Genomic DNA, 19,559 nt, shown 5'->3' on the forward strand with positions numbered 1-19,559 from the left:
ACTAAGGTGTGTATGCGCGGCTAGCGTGCCATGCGCTGGAGGCCGGTCCGGGGCCGCGCGGCGCGGTTGTCGAATGGGGGCGCGGTGGACGCTGAGTTCATCCAGTCGGTGGCTCGGGTCGGCGACTACGTCGAACTGTCCCTCATGAACGGGGCGACTTTCGAGGGCGTACTGGAAGAGCTCACTCTCGTCCGGTTGAAACTCCGCCAACCTGATCAGCAGCCGGTGGTCATCGCCCTCCCGTCCGTGGTGATGGCGACGCCGAAGACCCCGCCCGCCGCCGAGCCGGCAGCGGCATCGCCCGTAACGGCCTCGGCGCCTGTGGCACCTCCGGCACCCGTAGGGCCAGCACCCGCGCCGCCCGCTCCTGAGCCGCCCGCTCCTGAGCCGCCCGCTCCTGAGCCTTCCGCCGCGCCCGAGCCGCCGGCCCCGCAACCCGCCCCCGCCGCCGTCCCGGCCGAGGAGCCCTCTCCGCCGCCACCAGCCGCCGAAGAGCCCCTGGCTCCGGTGCCGCCCGCACGTCCCGCGCCCGAAGGAAAGCCCGCGCGCGACACCCCGGATCTGCGGGACGCACTCGCCGAAGTGGCGGCCCTGGATACCGTCCCGGTCGACTTCGACGTTTATGTGAGGCCGGACGCGCGCCCCGCCCTCCAGCAGATCCGCAATTCCTACGAATACGCGGAACGGATCAATGAGCTGGACCCCAAGTTCAACCGGGTCGGTCATTTCTACATGCGCGCTCTGCACCTTTGGAACGGGGACCAGACGAATGCGGAGCTGACCCGCCTGCTCGGTGCCCTGGCGCTGCTCAAAGGGGACGAGGAAACGGCGCAGCGCCGCCTGGCGTTCGCCGCCGACGCGGGGGACGTTCCGGCGCACAGGCTGCTGGCCATCGCGGCGGCACGCCTCGGCGACGGGGAGACCGCGAAGTACTCGCTGCTCCAGTACTTCCACGCGGTCGCTCCCGACTATGACGTGCCCGCCTGGGACGCGCTGCTGGACCTTCTGGACGCGCAGGGCAACCGCGACCAGCTCGGGGAACTGCTCGGCTCCTCCGCCTATGACGAGGCCGCCGAGGAAGTCGTCCGGCGGGCGCTGTCCGGCAAACAGCCCGTCACGACGCCGATGCCGAAGCCGGCCGGTGCCGTACCGAAGGCGGCCGTCTTCAAGACCCCGCCCCCTCCCGCACGGGACACCGCCCAAGCCACGCACACCGGGAACTCACGGCAGGGGACGCGGCGCCTCTCCGAACACGCCCGCCGCAGAGAGGACCCGTACCAGCGCGCCAAGTTCCTCGAACACCAGGTGAAGGACCTGGACGCCGCGAAGAAGGCGTACCGCGAGGCCATCCGCAAGGGAGGGCCCAAGCGGGAGAGCGCCGTCAAGGACCTGGCCTGGCTGACCAAGCGCACCGAGGGCGCGGAGGCGGCGCTGCGCATCATCGAGGAGGAGTGCGAGGGGATGGTCCGTCCCGGCGACAGCCTGGACAACATCCTCATCGACTTCCTGACCGGGGCGCGCCGGTACACCGAGGCGCTGAAGGTCCTCGACCGCCAGTTCCGCCGCAGCGACCTGACCAGCAGCAAGCGGTACCACCTCCGCCACCAGATCGCCTACGTCAAGCTGGCCGCCGGCGTCGACTCCTCGACGGAGTGGCGGCAGCTCCTCGACCAGGCGCCGGACAACCCGGCGGCGCAGCGCGGCCTGGCGCTGGCCCTGATCCAGCGCGGCAACCCGGCGGACCTGGTCGAGGCCGAGCAGGCGATCGAAGGGCTCACCGACGACCGGGCCGCGAACATCCGGATGCAGATCGAGGCGCTGCTCCAGGGCGAGGACCCGGGCTCGGGAACGACCAGCCTGGTCCAGCACCTGTTGCAGTCGGAGATGCCCGGCCTCGGCGACCCGACTCCCCCGCTGGTCGCCTACGTCATGGGGAAGTTCTCCGACGAGGCCCGTACCGGGAAGGGCGGCAAGCCGTTCAGCCAGCGCGACCTGAACGTCATCGCCGAGTCGGCCCGCCAGTTCGCGCTGACCCACCCGGAGAACAGCGCCCGGTTCTACATCACCGCCGCGAGCATCGCCAAGGACCTCGGCGACCGCAGGGCGCAGGAGTTCCTCTACCTGGGCCTGACGACCCTGGCCGACATCGTCCTGGACCGGCAGGAGCACGAGTCGGCGCGCGACCTGTACTGCGCGGCGCTCGCCGCGGCCGACGAGCGCGAGGACAGCGACGGGGTCCCGGACGTGCGGTGGGCCCTGATCGGCTATCTGCGCTCGCTGCGCGGCCGGACGACCAAGCAGAACCGGCGGCGGGACCGGGAGAGCACGGCGCCGCTGACCGAGGCGGTCGGCAAGATCCTCTCCGACGAGCGGCGGCACGGGCGGGACTCGTTCCTGCTGATGCCGCAGCTCATCGCCGACACCAGCCTGGCCAGGGACCTGGTGCTGACGGCGGTGACCTCGCGTCCCGAGCTGATGGAGGCCAGCGTGGGCTTCCTGCGGGACGAGTACGGCATCGAGGTCGAGCCGGTCGGCCAGCAGGTGCGCCAGGGCTGGCAGCAGGCCGGTGAGCAGTGGAGCCGCAGCCGCCGCAGGATCGTGCACGGGCTGGCCGAGCTGCGGAACCTGACGATCTCGGAAGTGGACCTGGAAGCGGCGCTGAACCGGCTCGGCGACCACGAGCAGCCCGCGTCCGAGCCGCTGCGGGTCGCGCTCAGCCAGATCCGCGAGGCGCTGCTGGAGCTGCGCCGGTACGGCAACGAGCAGTCGTTCGAGGAACGCGAGAACTGCCTGCGCCGCGCCGGGCAGACGGCGCGCGGGCTGCGCGCCGAGGTCGAGCGCGGGCCGACCAGCCTGACCGTGGAACTGGTCGAGCCGATCGCCGAGCGGGTCGAGCACCTGGTGAAGGACACCCAGCAGCAGCTCGTGGAGAGCCAGCCGCCGCTGCCCGGCCTGACGCTGGCGCTGGAGCAGAGCAGCGGGCCGCAGAAGGGCATCGTGACCGTCCAGATCAAGGTGGCCAACGCGTTCGGCCACGCGCCGCTGGAGTCGCCGGAGCTGACGATCAATTCCGATCCGCTGCTGTTCAAGGTGGACCAGCCGAGGATCCAGCTTCCCGCGGCGGTGCGCGGCGGCGACCACCGGATCGAGCAGGTGCGGCTGCGGGTGACCGAGCAGGGCGTGGAGGCGGGCGCGTTCTCCCTGCCGGTGGAGCTGCGCTACCAGCCGCGGTCCAGCGACACGACGGTCGTCTTCGAGGCGACGCTGCCGGTGCGGCTGGCCCGGCAGGAGGAGTTCCAGGCGATCCCCAACCCGTTCCAGGACGGCGCGAGCGGCCGCCCGGTGATCGACGAGAACATGTTCTTCGGCCGGGACGAGCTGATCTCCAGGATCCGCGCCAAGCTCCGGGACGCGCACTCGCCCGGGATCGGCATCGCGGTGTTCGGCCAGAAGCGGGCCGGCAAGACCTCCATCAGGCACCACCTGAAGGGGCAGCTCGAACAGGACGACGGGCTTCCGGTCGTGGACGTCGGCAACATCGGCGACCTGCCGGTGGGCAACATCACCGACATCGAGGAGCTGCCCGCCGAGACCCGGCAGACGATGAACAGCCGGCTGCTGGCGCTGCTGATGTGGCGGATCCTGGAGCAGGCGGACACGGCGCTGCGCAAGCTCGACCCCGGTGGCGGCGTCGAGCCGCTGCTGCCGCCCGACCTCGACCGGGCCCGGTTCCTGGAGAGCCCGGAACCGGTGTACGACTGCGCGATGCTGATCGAGCGGTACCGGGAGCGGACCGGGGGCCGCCAGCCTCCGCTGGTCGTGCTGATCGACGAGTTCCAGTACATCGACCAGTGGATCCGGGAGGGGCGGCTGTCCCCCTCGTTCATGCAGGCGTTCAAGGCGCTGATCGAGCGCCGGCTGTTCCACCTGGTGATCGTCGGGCAGGACGCGCTGGACCGGCTGATCCAGGCCGACCCGAACGTGTTCGGGGTGTTCGCCATCGAGCGGGTCACCTACCTGGCCGACTCCGACGCCAGGCGGCTCATCGTCGAGCCGATCTGGATCGGCGGGGCCGAGAAGCAGATCAGCCGCTACCAGGAGCGTGCCGTCGACCGGATCCTGGAGCTGACCGGCGGCAGCGCCTTCTACATCCAGCGCTTCTGCTACCAGCTCGTCAACTACATGAACGCCGAGCACGCGCCGGTGGTCACCGAGGCCGACATCGAGCGGGTCAGGGACGAGTTCATCAGCGGGCTGGGCGCCAACGACTTCGACAACCTGGAGTCGCCCGGGTACACCGATCCGGAGTTCACGCCGCAGGACTACCAGCAGGTCCTGCTGGCGATCGCGCGGGCGTCCCGGCACCAGGCGGCGACCATCGCGGCGATCAGGGCCGAGTACCAGGGGCCGCGGCTGGACGAGATCCTCGCCGACCTGGTGCTGCGCGACGTCATCCGCAGGGACGCGGGCTCGTACCGGATCGTGGTGCGCATCTACCAGGACTGGCTGTTGCAGCACTTCGGTGAGAAGTCCGGGGGACGGGGCTGATGGCGCCGTCCGGCGAGCCCTCCGGCGGCACGGTCCACGTCAACCCGTACCGGCTGGTCGGCCAGGTCGCCGAGGGCGACCGGTTCATCGGGCGCGCCCATCTGCTGCGCCGGGTGCGGGCGACCTGGGCCGAGCCGGGCCGGCCCGCGAACCTCCGGGTGCTCGGCCACCACAGGGTCGGCAAGACCAGCCTGGTCCGGCGCGCGCTCGGCACGGCCGCCGACCGCCCGGACCTGACCGCCGTCGTGATCAACGTGGGCACCTGCGCGAGCGGCGACGACATGTTCCGCTCGATGGTCAGGTCGGTGATGGAGCAGCTTGAGGACGCCCCGGGCGTGGACGGCGCCCTGGCCGCGATCGGGTCGGGCGTGCAGATGGCCGACGGCTGGTACGACCTCAAGGAAGGGGTGCGCGCGTTCTTCAAGGCGGTACGCAAGGCGGGCCGCCACGTGCTCCTGGTGCTGGACGAGTTCGACCGCGCGGCGGGCGTCGCCAAGCCCCCCGACTTCCAGTTGCTGCGCGACCTGGCCAGCGAGCCGGAGTTCCCGCTCGGCCTGATCACGATCTCCCGGCGGCCGATCGAGGTGATCGAGTCGGCCGAGGCGGCGTCCCAGGCGGGCTCCATCCTCGGCGCCGTGGTGATCAACCCGCTGTACGTCGGGATGTTCACCGACGAGGAGGCCGACCTGATGCTGGCGCGGGCGGCGTCCGCCGGGATCGGCCTGGCCTCGGTACGGGACGAGATCGTCGACCGCACCGGGCTGCACCCGTTCCTGCTGGAGCTGATGTGCAACCGCGTCGTGCAGGCGTACGCGGAGACCGGCAAGGTGGACGTGGCGGCCTGCTACGAGAGCGAGGCCATCGAGTTCCACGCCCAGTTCGACCGGCTGATCGGCAACATCGACGCCGACACCGGCGGCAACGGTTCCGCGCTGCTGCGCCGGATCGCCGCGGGAGCCCCCGGGATCCAGCCGTCGGCGGACCTGTCCCGGCTGATCCAGATGGGGGTGGTCTCCCGGACACCGGAGGGCGGGCTCAGCCTCTTCTCCCGTGAGTTCGGGCGGCACGTCCTGACCCTGGGCGAAGGCTGAACTTCGGGCGACGGCCGAACCCTGGGCGGGGGCCGACCTCAGTTCGCGCCTTTTTCGAGTTCCGCCGCTTGGGAGTAGTGGCCGCTGCGCCGCAGTTCGGCGGCGACGCCCCGTACCGACTGGGCGTCGCCGGCACGGGCGGCCTGCCGCTGGAGACGGTGCGCCTCCTCGTAGCGGCCGTTGCGCCGCAGCTCCAGGACCCGGTCGGCCAGTGCCCGCCCGGTGAGGGCCGGAGCCTCGGGAGGCGGCGGCTCTGAGGGAGGCGTCTCCGGGGGACGTGCGGCGGCCGGGTTGCGAGCCAGGATGAGCCGCGATCCGTCGCCCGTGCTCGCGAGCTGCGGCATCGGGATGCGCCTGTCCTTCTTCGCGCGGTCCTCCAGTTCGCTCTTGAGCGCGGTGAAGACGGTGCCGACGTCCAGCAGCGGCTCGCCGTTCCGGACGCCGCCTTCGAGGATGCCGAGCAGCGCGCCGGTGAACGCGGTGTACGTCATGCCGGGAGGCGACAGCGCCTGCCTGGTCGAGGCCGCGGCGGTGAGCACGGCGCTGCCCTCGATCGCGGTCGCCGGCATGCCGGTCTCGCCCAGCCCGCCGTCCAGCGCCAGGCCGCTCCAGCAGCAGTCCAGGATCACGATCCTGTGCGGGACCCGGGCGGCGGTCAGCCGTAGTTCGTGACGCACGAGCCGGTAGGAGATGGAGACATGGGCGCCGCCGGGCTCGTACGCGCCGGGAAGCGCCAGGCACAGATCGCTCCTCACCGCGGGATCGACGAACCCGTGCCCGGCGTAATAGAACAGCAACGTGTCCTCGGCGGCCTCCGCCTCCCGGCGCAGCGCCGTGATGACGGCGTCCTCGTCGTCGGGCTGGTGCAGCACCGTGCAGTTCCCGTCCGGCAGTCCCCAGACCCGTTCGTCGCGCAGGACGGCCGCCAGGCGTTCCAGGTTGTTCTGGACGGCCGGCAGTTGCCGCTCGTCCCCCAGCTTCGGATAGTGCGACACCCCGACGAGCACCGCCCGGGACGCGCGTGGGTCCGGGAGGGCCGGGGCGGGCATCACCGATCGCCCATCACCGATCGTCGGCCGTCTCGGCCTGGCGGGCACGCTCCAGCTCGTCCCGGAACAGCCGCCGGAGCACCTCTTCGGCGTCGGTGCCGAGAAGGACGAGATCCCCGTCGACCCGCACCTGGATCTTCGGTTCCGGGCCGCCTCCGGCGCGCCGCTGCTGGAGGTAGGTGGCGATGGACACGCCCAGGCTGCTGAGCGCGATCACGTTGGGGATGATGAGGTTCAGCAGCTCGAACCCGGACCCCATCGTCCCCTCGGACGTGTGGCCCGCCGCGGTGACGCGGACGTCGCGGACGACCTCGGCGTCGTTGACCAGCCAGTCGTACAGGTCCCGGCCCACGTCCTCGCCGCCGGTATGGACGGTCAGTTCCATCGCCCGCTCCCCGCATCCGGAAATGGTCGGTCCCGCACCGATCACGCCCATCCTAAGCGCCGGGCGCGGCGCCGGTGGGGCCTCCGGTGGGCTCACGGGTTCAGGGAACGTGGCCGGGTCCGGGCGCGGCGAGCCGGTCGGCGAGGAGATCGATGAAGCGGTCGGCGATCCGGTAGACCTCGCTCATGTCGTGGCCGTGGTAGAGCGCCGCCGTGAGGTTGGAGTGGATGATCGACCACAGCATGGTCGCGGCGTCGTCGGCGTCCGGGCCCAGCACCGCGACCTCCTCCGCCAGCATCGCCCGCGCCGACGTCGCGAACTCGGCGAGCAGCAGCCTGGCGTTCGGGTCGGTGCTCCCCTGGAGCAGCACGGTCACCTTGAAGAACTGGGGACGGCGCTCGAAGGCGGAGATGGCGGCGCGCACCCGCGCCCTGACCCGCTCTTCCGGGGTACGCGAGGCGGTGCGCCCGCGCAGCCGCCGCCCGGAGTCGAGCCATGCCTGGAGCACCGCGGCGTACAGGTGCTCCTTGGACGAGAAGTAGCGGTAGAGCGTCCCCAGCGCCACGCCCGCCGCACGCGCGACCTCGCCGATGCGGATTCGCTCGTACTCCTGGCGCTCCAGGGCTTCGAGCGCCGCCTCGACGATCCGGTTGCGCCGCGCGGCCTGCCAGCCCGGCATCTCCGCCACGGGCGTCTCCGCGACGGGACGTCCGCCCGCGACGGTGCCGGCCTCCGCGTCGGCCATGGGTCACCTCGCGCACGGTTGACGGAGCCGGAATCCGGTTTCACCCTACGCCCGCGCCTTTCGCGCGGAGCGGAGCCGGTCGAGGATGGCGGTATGGCGAAGAGGGTTCTCGTGTGGTGCGCGGTCGTCGCCGGGGTGGGAAGCGTTGTCGCGCTGGGGATCGTCTTCGCCTCGGCCGGGCTCGACAGGGCGGACAAGATGGCCAGCGTGTTCGGCGCGTTCATCGGGATCGGCGGGCTCGCGGTGGCGGTTCACGGGCTGAGGGTGGCTCGGCGCGGTGACGACGCGGCGGGATTCCGGAACTCGATCAGCGGCGTCGTGCACGGCCCTGTCGTCCAGGCCCGTGATGTTCGAGGACGGATCGAGGGACCTGCGCCCGAAGGGGCCGAGCGCATCTGGGACGAGAATTCCTGACCGTCCCCGGCCACTCCTATAAACGAACGGCGAGAGGTGCGCAAACCCCTCTTTCGCCTGCCGGCAGACGATCTGGACGGGGACGGGCCGAAGGGCAAGACTTCGGTCACCACCTCGCCCTGGAGGCTTCACCATGACCGAACTCGCCGACCGGCCCGCCGTCCACACGGGCCTGATCGTCAATGGCACGACCGTGGAGACCGACGACCACACGGCCATCCACAACCCCGCGTCCCCCGACGAGGTCGTCGGCTACGCCGCGGCCGCGACGCAGGAGCAGGCCCGGGACGCGGTCACCGCCGCCTACGACGCCTTCCCCGCATGGGCGGCGACGCCCGCCAAGCGGCGCGCGGAGATCATCGAAGCGGCGCTCGGCCTGCTGGACGGCACGGCCGAGGAACGCGCGGAGCTGATGACCCGCGAGAACGGCAAGATCGCCTTCGAGTCGAGCGTCGAGATGGACGTGTTCGGCATCCGCACCCGGCACGCGCTCAGCCTGGTCGACACGCTCGGTGAGGTGCGGCGCTTCGACGGCCCGCCGCTCACCTCCGAACTGCACACACTGCCGATGGGCGTCGTCACCATCATCGTGCCGTTCAACTGGCCGATCGCGATCCTGGCGGCGAGCCTGCCGTACGCGCTGGCGGCCGGCAACACCGTCGTGATCAAGCCGCCGCCCAGCGTGCCGCTGTCGCTGGTGCGCACCATCGAGCGCTTCGCCTCCGGGCTGCCCGCGGGCGTGGTGAACGTGGTGACCGGCAGCAACGAGGCGGTGTCCCCGGTGGTCTCCGACCCGCGGGTCGCCAAGATCGTCTTCACCGGGAGCACCGCGGCGGGCAAGCGGATCATGGCGGCGGCGGCGCCGAACCTCACCTCCGTCACCCTGGAGCTGGGCGGCAACGACCCCGCGATCGTGCTGGACGACGCCGACCTCGGTGAGGAGAACATCGGCCGCCTCACGCTCGGCGCCTTCCTCACCACCGGCCAGGTCTGCATGGCCGTCAAGCGGGTCTACGTGCACCGGTCCCGGTACGACGAGCTCGTCGAGGCCATGACGGGCGCGCTGAACGCCCACCGGGTGGGGCCCGGCCAGGACCCGTCCACCACCCTCGGCCCGCTCAACAGCGCGGCCCAGCGCGACATCGTGACCTCGATGCTCCAGGAGGCGAGCGACGCGGGCGCCGAGATCCGCGAGCTGGGCACGCTCGCCCCCGAGGCGGCGTCCTCCGGAGGCCACTACCTGCGTCCCTCGCTGGTGCTCGACCCCGACCCGTCGCTGCGCATCGTCACCGAGGAACAGTTCGGCCCGGCGCTGCCGATCCTGCCGTTCGACGACCTCGACGCCGTCCTCACCGAGGTGAACACCGGCTGGTCGGGGCTGTGCTCCTCGGTGTGGAGCGCCGACCCGTCCCGCGCCGCCGAGGTCGCGCGGCGGCTGCGGACGGGCACCACCTGGATCAACAACGCCAACGCCGTCGCCTGCGACGACCGCGTTCCGTTCGGCGGCTTCCGGCAGAGCGGGCTGGGCCGCGAGATGGGCCCGGACGGCCTGCTCGCCTACACCGAGCCGCACTCCATCACCTGGTGACCGGCGCACCACCGCCCCGAGAGCCCGTCCCTCCGCTCTCGGGGCGGTGGTGGGCGGTACGGGCGGCCGGTTCAGGCGGGCGGGAACAGTCCGTCCACGTAGGCGTTGCGGAACTTGCCCTCGGGGTCGAGGGTGCGCATCAGCCGCGCGAAGTCGGGAGCATGGCCGTAGGCGGCGACGATCTCGGACGGCGCCGCCGTGGTGAGCTTGCCCCAGTGGGGGCGGGCGCCCAGCGGGAGGAGCCGCGCGTCCAGCTCGGCGACCACCGGAAGGACGCCGTCCGGGTCCCTGATCCAGGTGAAGTGGAACGCCACCGAGTCCCGTCCCTGCGCCGGGCTCAGCCACAGGTCGTCGGCGCGGACGGTACGGATCTCGGAGATGTGGAGGACGGGCGCGACCAGGTCGCCGAGGTCCCGGATCGCGGCGATGACCTCGGGCGCGGTCTCGCGGGGCAGCAGCCATTCCGATTGCAGCTCCTCGCCCGCGCTCGGCGTGAACTCGGGACGGAAATGCGGCAGGCGCTCGTGCCACGGCCCGGGAACGCCCATCTGGACGGTGCAGGCGGCCGGGGGCATGCCCGGCACGGGATGCAGCGGCTCCGAAGCCGGACGCCCGCCGTTCCACACCCTGCGCTCGGCCCCGCCATCGTGTTCGGGCCGGTCGGTGCGGCGTTTGAGCCACACGTTCGCCTCGCCGCTCCGCCAGTCGGTGAACGCGCTGACGCTGTACGCGGCGCCGAAGACCTCGCCGAACCGGGACGCGATCTCGTCCAGCGGGACGTTCACGCGGACCTGCTGCGCCACCTCGAACGCGGGCTCCACCCGTAACGTGAGGCGGGTGACGATGCCCAGCGCGCCCAGCGCCACGACCGCGCCGGGGAAGGTCCCGGGATCGGTGTCGCGGCGCAGTTCGAGCAGGTCGCCGTCCGGGCCGACGAGCTGGAGCGCGACGACCGACGCCGACAGGGAGCGCTGCCCGTCCCCCGAGCCGTGGGTGCCCGTCGCGCACGACCCGGCGACCGAGATGTGCGGCAGGGAGGCCATGTTCGCCAGCGCGAGCCCCCGCCGGTGCAGGTCCGCGGCGACCTCCGCGTACCGCATGCCGGCGCTCACCGTCGCCGTCGAACGACCCTCGCCGACCTCCACCTCGGGAGGCAGCCCGTCGAGGCGCACGAGGTCATCGACGGTGTCCGCGACGAGGCTGAAGGAATGGCGGCTGCCCAGCGCCCGGACGCGCCGTGCCCCGGCGACGATCCGGCGCAGCTCGTCGACCGATCGCGGGCGGTGCGTCCGCGCCGCCCCGTAGGTGACGCTGCCGGACCAGTTGGTCACCGCCATGTCCGCGTCCTTCCCTAGCGGCGCCACCTGAGCGGGCCAGGTCCCTTGCAAGTGTAGATGCGGCCGTAGGCGAAACCGATCGCGCCCGCTTGGTCGCAGTAGTCGCCCGGGTCGACCGCGCGAGGCCGCCTGGCGTCGTCCCGTGGCGGCCCCCAGGGGTCGCGGTCCCTGTCCCCCGGCGTCGGGCTGGGCGTACGGGTCGGGGACGGCGAGGCGGTGACCGTTGCGGTGGCGGTCGCCGTGGCCGTCACGACCGGACTGGCCGTGACGGTCACGGACTCGGTCACCGTCACCGGCGCGGTCGGCGTGCCGAGGCCCGCGAGGGGTTCCGGTTCCGGGTCGTCGGCGAGGACGACCGCCCCGAGGACGAGCCCCGCCAGGAAGACGGCGGCACCTGCCAACCAGATCCCTTTGCGGTGCTGTTTCGGCGCCGCATGCGACCGCTGCGGAGGCGGGTAAGGCGAGGGCCGCGGGGACGGAGGAGGGGAAGGTGCCATCTGCGTTCTCCGAGGTCTGAGTGACACCCCAATTGAACGCTACAAAAGGACGGAATGTCCGTCCGAAACCCAGACTGGCACGGCCACCGTGGGCCATTTTCAGGAACCCTCGGAGGAATCCCCTTCCCGGAGGCCGGTGACGAAGGACTTCAGGGCGTCCAAGGCGTGCAGATACGGCATGGGGCCGTACGAGATGCGCGCGACGCCCAGCTCGGCCAGGCGGCCGGGCGTCACGCTGATGGCGTTGGCGTTGACCGGGCCCGGGATGCCCTTGGTGAGGGCGGCGATGTCGTCCTCGGCCGACGCCATGATGGGGTACACGCAATCGGCGCCCGCCTCCAGGTAGAGGCGGCCCCGTTCGATGGCGCCGCGGACCGGCTCCGGCGATCTGGTGATGAACGTGTCGGCGCGGGCGTTGATGACCAGGTCGGTGCCCGCGGCCGTGGCCGCCGCCCGCACCGCGGCGATGTAGTCGGCCTGGCGGGCGGCGGGGACGAGCTCGCCCGTCTCGTGGTCGGTGTCCTCCAGGTTGCAGCCGACCGCGCCGATGCCGGCCAGCCGCTCGACGAGCTCGGCCGCCGGCAGCCCGTACCCGGCCTCGGCGTCCACCGTCACCGGGACGGTCGCGGCGCGGATCACGCGGGACGCGGCGGCGAACATCTCGTCCACCGGGGCGCCCTCGTGGTCGGGGTACCCGAGCATGGCCGCGATGGCGGCACTGGCGGTCGCCAGCGCCGGGAAGCCCGCCTGCTCGACGATCGCCGCGCTCCCGGCGTCCCAGACGTTCGGCAGGATCAGCGGGTCGCCCGGACGGTGCAGCTCCCGAAGCAGGGCGGCCTTCTCGTTGTGGTCGGTCATGCTCTCCCCCGATGGGTCGGACGGTGAACGGCCGGGGGGCGCTACTCGCCGTCCTCGAAGGTCTTCTTCCCGCCGAACTTGGCCTGGAGCTCGTCGTCGTACTTGTCCGCGGCACCGCTGATCAGCGCGCAGGCCCGCTCCAGCTCCTCGGCCCTCAGGGTCTCCGCGAGCAGGTCGGCGCTGAAGATCACCCGGCCCTTGCGGTAGTACGCCTGGATGCCGTAGATCCCGGCGTTGATCTCGTTGAGGGCGCGCAGCAGCTCGTAGCTCTCCTCGACCTCGCTCAGCACCGAGGACACGACCTCGACGCGGTACGGCTCATGGCGGCCGACGCGGACGTAGTACAGGGCGCTGCCCCGCCGGATCGGGACGTCCCCCTCCTCGTCGCGGACCAGCTCGTCGGTCTCCAGGTACGCCCGGAGGATCTTCTCCACGTGGGCGACGGTGCTCTCTCGGCTCATGGGGCATCCCTCTGCTGGGTCTCGTACCGCTCTGTCGGCTGCTCTGCCGGCCGCCCGGCCGACCGCTCGGCCGGGCACCGGGCGTGGCGCCAATGGCCCGGAAGGCTAGCAGACAACGACAATCGCGTCTTAAACGCTTGCCGCGATTAACGTTCGGAATAATTGCCATAACGGGAACGTGAGAGCACGAAACACGCGCATGGGATAGCGTCGCCGGGTACGGACAACGGACGACCTCCACGAAGGAGTGGCCATGCTGCCCTGGTCCGCCGACCTCGCGGGACGCATCGACGAGCACGTCGTCACGAGCGAGCTGCTGCGCGGCAACCCGCTGGACGACCCGCACGAGCGCCCGCTGTGGGTGTACGTGCCGCCCGGCTACGACGACGACCCCCTCAGGCGCTACCCGTCCGTGTACGTGATCATGGGGTTCACCGGGCATATCGCGATGTGGCGGAACCGGACCGCGTTCCGGCGGCCGTTTCCCGAGACCGCCGACGCCGTGTTCGCCCGCGGCGAGGCGCCCCCCGCGATCGTGGTGTACGTCGACACCTGGACGTCCTACGGCGGCAGCCAGTACCTCGACTCGCCCGGGACGGGCCGCTACCACTCCTACCTCTGCGACGAAATCGTCCCCTGGGTGGACGCGCATTACCGGACGTTGCCGGAGGCCCGGCATCGCGCCATTTCCGGGAAATCGTCCGGCGGCTACGGCGCCATGATCACGCCAATGCTCCGGCCGGATCTCTTCGGCGCGCTCGCCACCCACGCGGGTGACGCGCTTTTCGAATACTGCTACCTTTCCGATTTCCCGGACGCGGTCCGTTCCCTGCGCGACTATGACGGCGACATCGGCCGCTGGTGGGACGACTTCAACGCGCGGGTGTCGTTCACCAAGCCGGCCGACGCCAAGCTGCTGGAGCTTCTCGGCTACACGGCGTGCTACTCCGCCCGCGAGGACGGCACCCCCGAGCTGCCCTTCGACACCGTCACCGGCGTGCTCAAGCCGGACGTCTGGCAGCGCTGGCTGGACCTCGACCCGGTGCGGATGGTCCCGCGGCACGCCGAGGCGATGCGCTCCCAGCGGGCCATCTGGATCGACGGCGGCACCCGCGACGAGTGGTACCTGGACATCGGCGCGCAGGCGTTCCACCAGGCCCTGCTCGACAACGGCGTGGACGAGAAGAACATCTACTTCGAGCTGTTCGACGCCCAGCACGGCGGCATCGAGTACCGCTACCCGCTCGCCCTCGCCTGGCTCTGCGAACGCATCGCCCCCACGGCGCCGTGATCTCCGTCCCGGCCCCCTCCGCTCATCGGCGGGGGCCGGACCGTCCGAGGCGTTGGCCACAATGGGGGCATGTGCCGCAGCATCAAGACCCTCAGGCCACCGTTCACCGAGGGCGTCACCGAGGAGGACGTGCGGGCCGCCGCGCTCCAGTACGTCCGCAAGATCTCCGGGTTCCGCGCCCCGGCCGCCCACAACGCCGAGGCGTTCGACCGGGCCGTCGAGGAGATCACACGGGCGTCCGCCGTCCTCCTGGAATCCCTGGAGATCAGGGGCGCCCGTAGCTGAACGGCGAGGCGCCGACCGCCGGGGCGGCCGGTCGCGGATCGGACGCGGCTCGGTCGCGGTCAGCCGGCGGCGGCCACCAGCTCGGCGATCTGGACGGCGTTGAGCGCCGCGCCCTTGCGCAGGTTGTCGCCCGAGCAGAACAGGGCGAGCCCGTTCTCGACGGTCTCGTCCCGCCGGATCCGTCCCACATAGGTCGGGTCCTGGCCGGCGGCCTGCAACGGCGTCGGCACGTCCGACAGCACCACGCCCGCGGCGCCCGACAGCAGCTCGGCGGCGCGCTCCGGGCCGATCGGCCGCTCGAACCTGGCGTTGATCTGCAGCGAGTGGCCGGTGAACACGGGGACGCGCACGCAGGTGCCGGAGACCTTCAGATCGGGGATCTCCAGGATCTTGCGGCTCTCGTTGCGGAGCTTCTGCTCCTCGTCGGTCTCCGCCAGCCCGTCCTCGACGATCGAACCGGCCATCGGGACCACGTTGAACGCGATCGGCCGGACGTACACCCGGGGCTCGGGGAACTCCACGGCCCGCCCGTCGTGGGTCAGCCGGTCCGCGCCCTCGACGACCTTGCTCGCCTGGTCGTGCAGCTCCGCCACACCGGCCAGCCCGCTGCCGGAGACCGCCTGGTACGTGGACACCACCAGCGCGGTCAGCCCCGCCTCGGCGTGCAGGGGCCGCAGCACCGGCATCGCGGCCATGGTGGTGCAGTTCGGGTTGGCGATGATCCCCTTGGGGCGTACCGCCGCCGCGTGCGGGTTGACCTCGGACACCACCAGCGGGACGTCCGGGTCCATCCGCCAGGCCGAGGAGTTGTCGATCACGACGGCCCCGGCGTCGGCGACCCGCGGCGCCAGCGCCTTGGACGTGACCTTCCCGGCGGAGAAGAGCACGATGTCGAGCCCGTGGTAGTCGGCGGTGGCCGCGTCCTCCACCGTCACCTCGGCGTCCTGCCACGCGATCCTGCGCCCGGCGGAACGGGCCGAGGCGAACAGCCGCAGCTCGTCCACCGGGAATCCGCGTTCGGCCAGGATCCTGAGCATCACGCTCCCGACCTGCCCGGTGGCGCCGACGATCCCGATTCTCATGCCGCTCCCTCGCTCGCCTGTCCGCTGACATCCGACGTACGTCACTGACCTGGCACAACGAGAGTCTGCCCGGATCCGCACCGGCACGTCCAATCAGAATGCCTACCACCCAACCTTAAGCAAGGCTTCGAGGACGCCACGGCCGTCCAGAGGCGGGGCGTGCGCCCGGGTCCACGGGAGGTGCCGGATCAGCGGAACGCGTCCAGACCGGTGATCGCCTTGCCCAGGGTGAGCAGGTGGATCTCCTGCGTGCCCTCGTAGGTGAGCACGGACTCCAGGTTGTTCATGTGCCTGATCACCGGGTATTCGAGGGTGATCCCGTTCGCGCCGAGGATCGTGCGGGCCTCCCTGGCCACGTCCAGCGCGGCACGGACGTTCGCGAGCTTGCCGAACGACACCTGCTGCGGCGTGATCGCACCCTCGTCCTTGAGCCTTCCGAGCCGGAGCGCGACCAGCCCCGCCTGGCCCAGGGCGACCTCCATCCAGGCCAGCTTCTCCTGGGTGAGCTGGAACGAGCCGATGGGCCTGCCGAACTGCTCCCGCGTCTTCGCGTACTGGACGGCCGCCTCGTAGCAGGAGCGCCCCGCGCCGACGGCCCCCCACACGATCCCGTAGCGGGCCTCGGACAGGCAGCTCAGCGGGCCCTTCAGCCCGGTCACGCCCGGAAGGACGGCGTCGGCGGGAAGGCGCACGTCCTCCAGGATCAGCTCGGAGGTGACCGAGGCCCGCAGGGACAGCTTCCGGTGGATGCTCCCGGCGGAGAACCCGGGCGTCCCGGCGGGCACGAGGAAACCCCTGATGCCCTCGTCGGTCCGGGCCCACACCACGGCGACGTCCGCGAGCGACCCGTTGGTGATCCACATCTTGGCGCCGTTCAGCACCCAGTCCGGCCCGTCCCGGCGGGCCCGGGTCCGCATGTCACCGGGGTCGGAGCCGCGGTCGGGCTCGGTGAGGCCGAAGCAGCCGATGGCCTCGCCCGCCGCCATCCGCGGCAGCCACTCCCGTTTCTGCTCCTCCGACCCGTACTTGTGGATCGCGGACATGGCCAGGGACCCTTGGACGGACACGAAGCTGCGCAGCCCGGAGTCGGCCGCCTCCAGCTCCCGGCAGGCCACCCCGTACGCCACCGCGCTCATCCCCGCGCAGCCGTACCCGTCGAGATGCATCCCGAGCAACCCGAGCTTGCCCAGCTCAGGGGCCAGCTCCCGGGCGGGGAAGGCACCGGCCTCGAACCATTCGGCCACCCTGGGGGCGATGTGCTCGGCCACGAACGCCCGGACCGTGTCGCGGATCATCCGTTCCTCGTCGCTCAGAGCGTCGTCGACGCGCAGAATGTCCATGGAGCTTCCTCCTCGGTCCGGCTCCGCCGCGGTCCGGGTATCGCCGTCAGGGTACGGCCAGGGACGAACGCCACCCGGCCAGGGGCCCTTTCAGGGACGAATCAGGGTGAATCCCGATGTCATACCGTTCGCCGGATGGGCAGGATCAAAACATGGACATGGAGAAGAGCACCGAGAACAGCCCCACCGAGAAGCGGCTGCGCCGCACCCGCGACGGCAGGATCATCGCCAGCGTCTGCTCCGGCGCCGCGCGCTACCTCGGAGTGGACGCCAACATCCTGCGGCTGGGCCTGGCCGCCTTCACGGTCTTCGGCGGCGCCGGCGTCCTCGTCTACGCCCTCGCCTGGGTCCTGATCCCCGAGGAGGGCCGCCCGTCCTCCATCGCCGAGGACATGATCAAGAAGGCCAACGAGAACCCGACCGTCCAGGACGCCGTCCAGAAGACCAAGGACGCCGTGAACCGGAACCTCAACAAGGAGTCCAAGGACCACAGCCACACCTGAGCCACCAGAACCACACCTGAACCACCGAAGCCACACGTGAGCCGCCCCGAGCCGTGACCCCGCCTCCGGCCCGCGTCCCACAGGAACCCGGGCGGCTCACGACGGAACGAGGAACGCGACGGCAGGAGCAGCGGCGAGAGGGGACGCCCGCTTGCCCGCGTCTTGCCTGCGGGGCGCGTCAGCCCTGCGTCCGCCGTTCCGCCCCATAGCGGGGCGCGCGTCCCTGACGCGGCACCGCGCCACGCACGACCTGGCGGAACTCCCCTTCGACATCGTCGTCGCGGGGACGGGCCTTCTCGTCCCCCGGCCGCCCATCCACGGCATCCTCAGGAACGGCCCCAGCGTCGCCGGACTCCGCCCCGGCCTCCTGGTCGTCCGGAACCCCGGACGCCGCGCCGGACACGCGGGATTCCGGGGCTTGCGGGGACGTGCCCGGCGTCCTGGCGAGCCCGTACGGGACGCGGGGACGCCCCATCGCGGCACCGGCCGGGCTTCCGGTCGGGTGGGCGCGCATGTCCCCGATCGCGGGCCGTGCGTAGCGCGGCGCCCCAGGCACCACACCGGCCCCTGCGCCCTCCTCCCCGCCCGGCGGCCCCTCGCCGGTGTGCCGGGCGGCGGCATGGACCAGCGCCGAGACGCGCTCGGCACCGGCTCGCGCCTCGGGGCCGAGGGCCTCGGTACGTGGCGGGCCGGGCGCGGGTCCGCTCGTGACTCCGGCGGCGGCCTCCGGCCGCGGCGCTCCCCCTTCCGGCCGTTCGGGACGCAGGGAGGCGCGCTCGTGCATGGTGGCGATCACACGGCCGCGGATCTGGTTCCAGGAGAAGGTGAGCGTCGTGGCGGCGGCCAGGCCCAGCGCCCCGGCGAACGCGACGACGGTCTCGGGGCCGAGCACCTGCGCCGCGGCGCCGCCGATCAGGATGCCGAGGCCCTGACCGGCCAGGATGCCCGACTGCGCCAGCCCGAACGCGCGCCCGCGCCCGGACGGCGGGACGGCGGCGACGAACGCGGCGTTGGCGGCGAGCTGGTAGGCGCTGCCTATCCCGGACAGCGCCCAGAGCGCCACGACCACCCACAAGGGCGGATAGGCCGCGGACCCGATGAGCGGGGCGCACGCCAGGATCGACATCCACCCCAGGGACCGGATCCGGTTCGAGGGCCTGACGCAACGGCTGAACAGGAACGCCCCGATGACCATGCCGGTGGGCATCGCCGACATGAGCAGCCCCACCGTCACCGCCCCGCCGCCGAACGTGGCGGCGTAGGGCGCGGCCAGCCCCTCGGGGATCACGTAGAACCCGCACAGCCAGGCGAACGACACCAGGGAACGCAGCATGCGGTCGCCGAAGACCAGCCGCCCGCCCTCCACGGTGCCCTTCCACAGGCCGAGCGACTCCCGTTCCCGCCGCTTGGGCGCGGGACGCCTGCGCAGCCCGCCGAGCAGGATCAGCGCCGACACCAGGAAGGTGATCGCGTCCAGGCCGAGCGCGCCGCGGGCGCCGACGGTCGCCACGACGGCGCCTCCGGCCAGGAACCCCAGGACCTGGGTGGCCTGGTGGGTGATGTTGGTGATCGCCGAGCCCGCGACGTACCGGTCCCCGTCCAGAACGTCCGGCAGCACCGCCGCCCGCGCCGCGCTGAACGGCGCCCCCATCAGCACGATCAGGAAGACCAGCGCGCACAGCCCCCAGAAGGGCATGGCCGGCAGCGCCATGACCGCCACCAGCACGGCCCGCAGGACATCGCAGACGATCATGACCCGCCGCCGCGGGAACAGGTCCGCCAGTCCGGACAGCACCGGCCCGCCGACGATCGAGGGGAGGTAGGTCAGCGCGTAGGCGAGCGCGGTGAGCAGCGGCGAGCGCGTCCGCTCGTACACCAGGACGGCCAGCGCGACCTGGGCCAGTTGGTCGCCCACGAACGACAGCGCCTGCGCGAACCAGAGCGCGCGGAACTCACCCACCGCGAAGACCTCGCGATAGGTGGCCTGGGACTCCGGTGGACGCCGGTGCCGACCGGCTTGCCTCTCCGCCACGCACGCTCCAGTTCGGTCCGCCCGCCCGAGGGCGACGACCCTCCTATTAACTC

General features: G+C 71.9%; 17 protein-coding genes. 7 read left to right on the forward strand and 10 right to left on the reverse strand.

Annotated features, from left to right (window positions below):
* Positions 1 to 507 precede the first annotated feature (507 nt).
* On the forward strand, positions 508 to 4,548 hold the full coding sequence (locus tag QSK21_RS32245) for a hypothetical protein (RefSeq protein WP_285701339.1): 4,041 nt from the start codon (positions 508 to 510) through the stop codon (positions 4,546 to 4,548).
* A complete protein-coding gene (locus QSK21_RS32250; protein ID WP_285701341.1) occupies positions 4,548 to 5,639 on the forward strand; it encodes an ATP-binding protein in 1,092 nt (363 codons plus the stop codon). The genes QSK21_RS32245 and QSK21_RS32250 overlap by 1 nt, the downstream gene beginning before the upstream one ends.
* A 38-nt stretch (positions 5,640 to 5,677) precedes the next feature.
* On the opposite strand, the gene QSK21_RS32255 is transcribed toward QSK21_RS32250, so the two are convergent.
* From QSK21_RS32255 to QSK21_RS32265, 3 genes are all read right to left on the reverse strand, one after another.
* Positions 5,678 to 6,688 carry a caspase family protein gene (locus QSK21_RS32255; protein WP_285701342.1) on the reverse strand — a complete coding sequence of 337 codons (1,011 nt, stop codon included), beginning with the start codon at positions 6,686 to 6,688 and terminating at the stop codon, positions 5,678 to 5,680.
* A 13-nt stretch (positions 6,689 to 6,701) separates the two neighbouring features.
* The gene (locus QSK21_RS32260; protein ID WP_285701343.1) at positions 6,702 to 7,073 is read right to left on the reverse strand and encodes an effector-associated constant component EACC1; all 372 of its coding nucleotides are present in this window, start codon (positions 7,071 to 7,073) and stop codon (positions 6,702 to 6,704) included.
* Between the two features lie 100 nt (positions 7,074 to 7,173).
* On the reverse strand, positions 7,174 to 7,818 hold the full coding sequence (locus tag QSK21_RS32265) for a TetR/AcrR family transcriptional regulator (protein ID WP_285701344.1): 645 nt from the start codon (positions 7,816 to 7,818) through the stop codon (positions 7,174 to 7,176).
* 93 nt (positions 7,819 to 7,911) lie between these two features.
* Between QSK21_RS32265 and QSK21_RS32270 the strand changes: the two genes are divergently transcribed.
* Together QSK21_RS32270 and QSK21_RS32275 are read left to right on the forward strand one after the other, a co-directional pair.
* Positions 7,912 to 8,232, forward strand: coding sequence for a hypothetical protein (locus QSK21_RS32270; RefSeq protein WP_285701346.1), 321 nt, complete (start codon positions 7,912 to 7,914; stop codon positions 8,230 to 8,232).
* Between the two features lie 133 nt (positions 8,233 to 8,365).
* Positions 8,366 to 9,820 carry an aldehyde dehydrogenase family protein gene (locus QSK21_RS32275; RefSeq protein WP_285701347.1) on the forward strand — a complete coding sequence of 485 codons (1,455 nt, stop codon included), beginning with the start codon at positions 8,366 to 8,368 and terminating at the stop codon, positions 9,818 to 9,820.
* A gap of 71 nt (positions 9,821 to 9,891) precedes the next feature.
* Here QSK21_RS32275 and QSK21_RS32280 read toward each other — a convergent pair whose 3' ends face one another.
* From QSK21_RS32280 to QSK21_RS32295, 4 genes are all read right to left on the reverse strand, one after another.
* Positions 9,892 to 11,157, reverse strand: coding sequence for a D-arabinono-1,4-lactone oxidase (locus tag QSK21_RS32280; RefSeq protein ID WP_285701348.1), 1,266 nt, complete (start codon positions 11,155 to 11,157; stop codon positions 9,892 to 9,894).
* A gap of 14 nt (positions 11,158 to 11,171) precedes the next feature.
* Positions 11,172 to 11,558 carry a hypothetical protein gene (locus QSK21_RS32285; protein WP_285701349.1) on the reverse strand — a complete coding sequence of 129 codons (387 nt, stop codon included), beginning with the start codon at positions 11,556 to 11,558 and terminating at the stop codon, positions 11,172 to 11,174.
* A 195-nt stretch (positions 11,559 to 11,753) separates the two neighbouring features.
* A complete protein-coding gene (locus QSK21_RS32290) occupies positions 11,754 to 12,512 on the reverse strand; it encodes an isocitrate lyase/PEP mutase family protein (protein ID WP_285701350.1) in 759 nt (252 codons plus the stop codon).
* A gap of 41 nt (positions 12,513 to 12,553) precedes the next feature.
* A complete protein-coding gene (locus QSK21_RS32295) occupies positions 12,554 to 12,973 on the reverse strand; it encodes a T3SS (YopN, CesT) and YbjN peptide-binding chaperone 1 (RefSeq protein WP_285701351.1) in 420 nt (139 codons plus the stop codon).
* A gap of 253 nt (positions 12,974 to 13,226) precedes the next feature.
* Here QSK21_RS32295 and QSK21_RS32300 point away from each other — a divergent pair, with 253 nt between their 5' ends.
* Positions 13,227 to 14,264, forward strand: coding sequence for an alpha/beta hydrolase (locus QSK21_RS32300; protein WP_285701352.1), 1,038 nt, complete (start codon positions 13,227 to 13,229; stop codon positions 14,262 to 14,264).
* 69 nt (positions 14,265 to 14,333) lie between these two features.
* Positions 14,334 to 14,549: a DUF2277 domain-containing protein gene (locus QSK21_RS32305; RefSeq protein ID WP_285701354.1), complete on the forward strand. Its 216-nt coding sequence runs from the start codon at positions 14,334 to 14,336 to the stop codon at positions 14,547 to 14,549.
* A gap of 59 nt (positions 14,550 to 14,608) precedes the next feature.
* Here QSK21_RS32305 and QSK21_RS32310 read toward each other — a convergent pair whose 3' ends face one another.
* Together QSK21_RS32310 and QSK21_RS32315 are read right to left on the reverse strand one after the other, a co-directional pair.
* Entirely contained in the window at positions 14,609 to 15,631 is a 1,023-nt protein-coding gene (locus tag QSK21_RS32310; protein ID WP_285701355.1) for an aspartate-semialdehyde dehydrogenase, read from the reverse strand.
* 188 nt (positions 15,632 to 15,819) lie between these two features.
* Positions 15,820 to 16,971, reverse strand: a complete 1,152-nt coding sequence (locus QSK21_RS32315; RefSeq protein ID WP_285701356.1) for an acyl-CoA dehydrogenase family protein — start codon at positions 16,969 to 16,971, stop codon at positions 15,820 to 15,822.
* A gap of 152 nt (positions 16,972 to 17,123) precedes the next feature.
* On the opposite strand from QSK21_RS32315, the gene QSK21_RS32320 reads away from it, so the two are divergent.
* The gene (locus QSK21_RS32320) at positions 17,124 to 17,474 is read left to right on the forward strand and encodes a PspC domain-containing protein (RefSeq protein ID WP_285701357.1); all 351 of its coding nucleotides are present in this window, start codon (positions 17,124 to 17,126) and stop codon (positions 17,472 to 17,474) included.
* A gap of 178 nt (positions 17,475 to 17,652) precedes the next feature.
* On the opposite strand, the gene QSK21_RS32325 is transcribed toward QSK21_RS32320, so the two are convergent.
* The gene (locus tag QSK21_RS32325; protein ID WP_285701358.1) at positions 17,653 to 19,506 is read right to left on the reverse strand and encodes an MFS transporter; all 1,854 of its coding nucleotides are present in this window, start codon (positions 19,504 to 19,506) and stop codon (positions 17,653 to 17,655) included.
* Positions 19,507 to 19,559: the final 53 nt, after the last annotated feature.

This window comes from Actinomadura sp. NBRC 104412, assembly GCF_030269515.1.
Taxonomy (GTDB): domain Bacteria; phylum Actinomycetota; class Actinomycetes; order Streptosporangiales; family Streptosporangiaceae; genus Spirillospora.

Excerpts from the sequence above, each read along its gene's own strand:
- QSK21_RS32265 (WP_285701344.1), bottom strand. The coding sequence starts at position 7,818 with ATGGCCGACGCGGAGGCCGGCACCGTCGCGGGCGGACGTCCCGTCGCG.
- QSK21_RS32275 (WP_285701347.1), top strand. The coding sequence starts at position 8,366 with ATGACCGAACTCGCCGACCGGCCCGCCGTCCACACGGGCCTGATCGTC.
- QSK21_RS32260 (WP_285701343.1), bottom strand. The coding sequence starts at position 7,073 with ATGGAACTGACCGTCCATACCGGCGGCGAGGACGTGGGCCGGGACCTG.
- QSK21_RS32305 (WP_285701354.1), top strand. The coding sequence starts at position 14,334 with ATGTGCCGCAGCATCAAGACCCTCAGGCCACCGTTCACCGAGGGCGTC.
- QSK21_RS32295 (WP_285701351.1), bottom strand. The coding sequence starts at position 12,973 with ATGAGCCGAGAGAGCACCGTCGCCCACGTGGAGAAGATCCTCCGGGCG.
- QSK21_RS32280 (WP_285701348.1), bottom strand. The coding sequence starts at position 11,157 with ATGGCGGTGACCAACTGGTCCGGCAGCGTCACCTACGGGGCGGCGCGG.
- QSK21_RS32300 (WP_285701352.1), top strand. The coding sequence starts at position 13,227 with ATGCTGCCCTGGTCCGCCGACCTCGCGGGACGCATCGACGAGCACGTC.
- QSK21_RS32250 (WP_285701341.1), top strand. The coding sequence starts at position 4,548 with ATGGCGCCGTCCGGCGAGCCCTCCGGCGGCACGGTCCACGTCAACCCG.
- QSK21_RS32310 (WP_285701355.1), bottom strand. The coding sequence starts at position 15,631 with ATGAGAATCGGGATCGTCGGCGCCACCGGGCAGGTCGGGAGCGTGATG.
- QSK21_RS32255 (WP_285701342.1), bottom strand. The coding sequence starts at position 6,688 with ATGCCCGCCCCGGCCCTCCCGGACCCACGCGCGTCCCGGGCGGTGCTC.
- QSK21_RS32320 (WP_285701357.1), top strand. The coding sequence starts at position 17,124 with ATGGACATGGAGAAGAGCACCGAGAACAGCCCCACCGAGAAGCGGCTG.
- QSK21_RS32315 (WP_285701356.1), bottom strand. The coding sequence starts at position 16,971 with ATGGACATTCTGCGCGTCGACGACGCTCTGAGCGACGAGGAACGGATG.
- QSK21_RS32290 (WP_285701350.1), bottom strand. The coding sequence starts at position 12,512 with ATGACCGACCACAACGAGAAGGCCGCCCTGCTTCGGGAGCTGCACCGT.
- QSK21_RS32270 (WP_285701346.1), top strand. The coding sequence starts at position 7,912 with ATGGCGAAGAGGGTTCTCGTGTGGTGCGCGGTCGTCGCCGGGGTGGGA.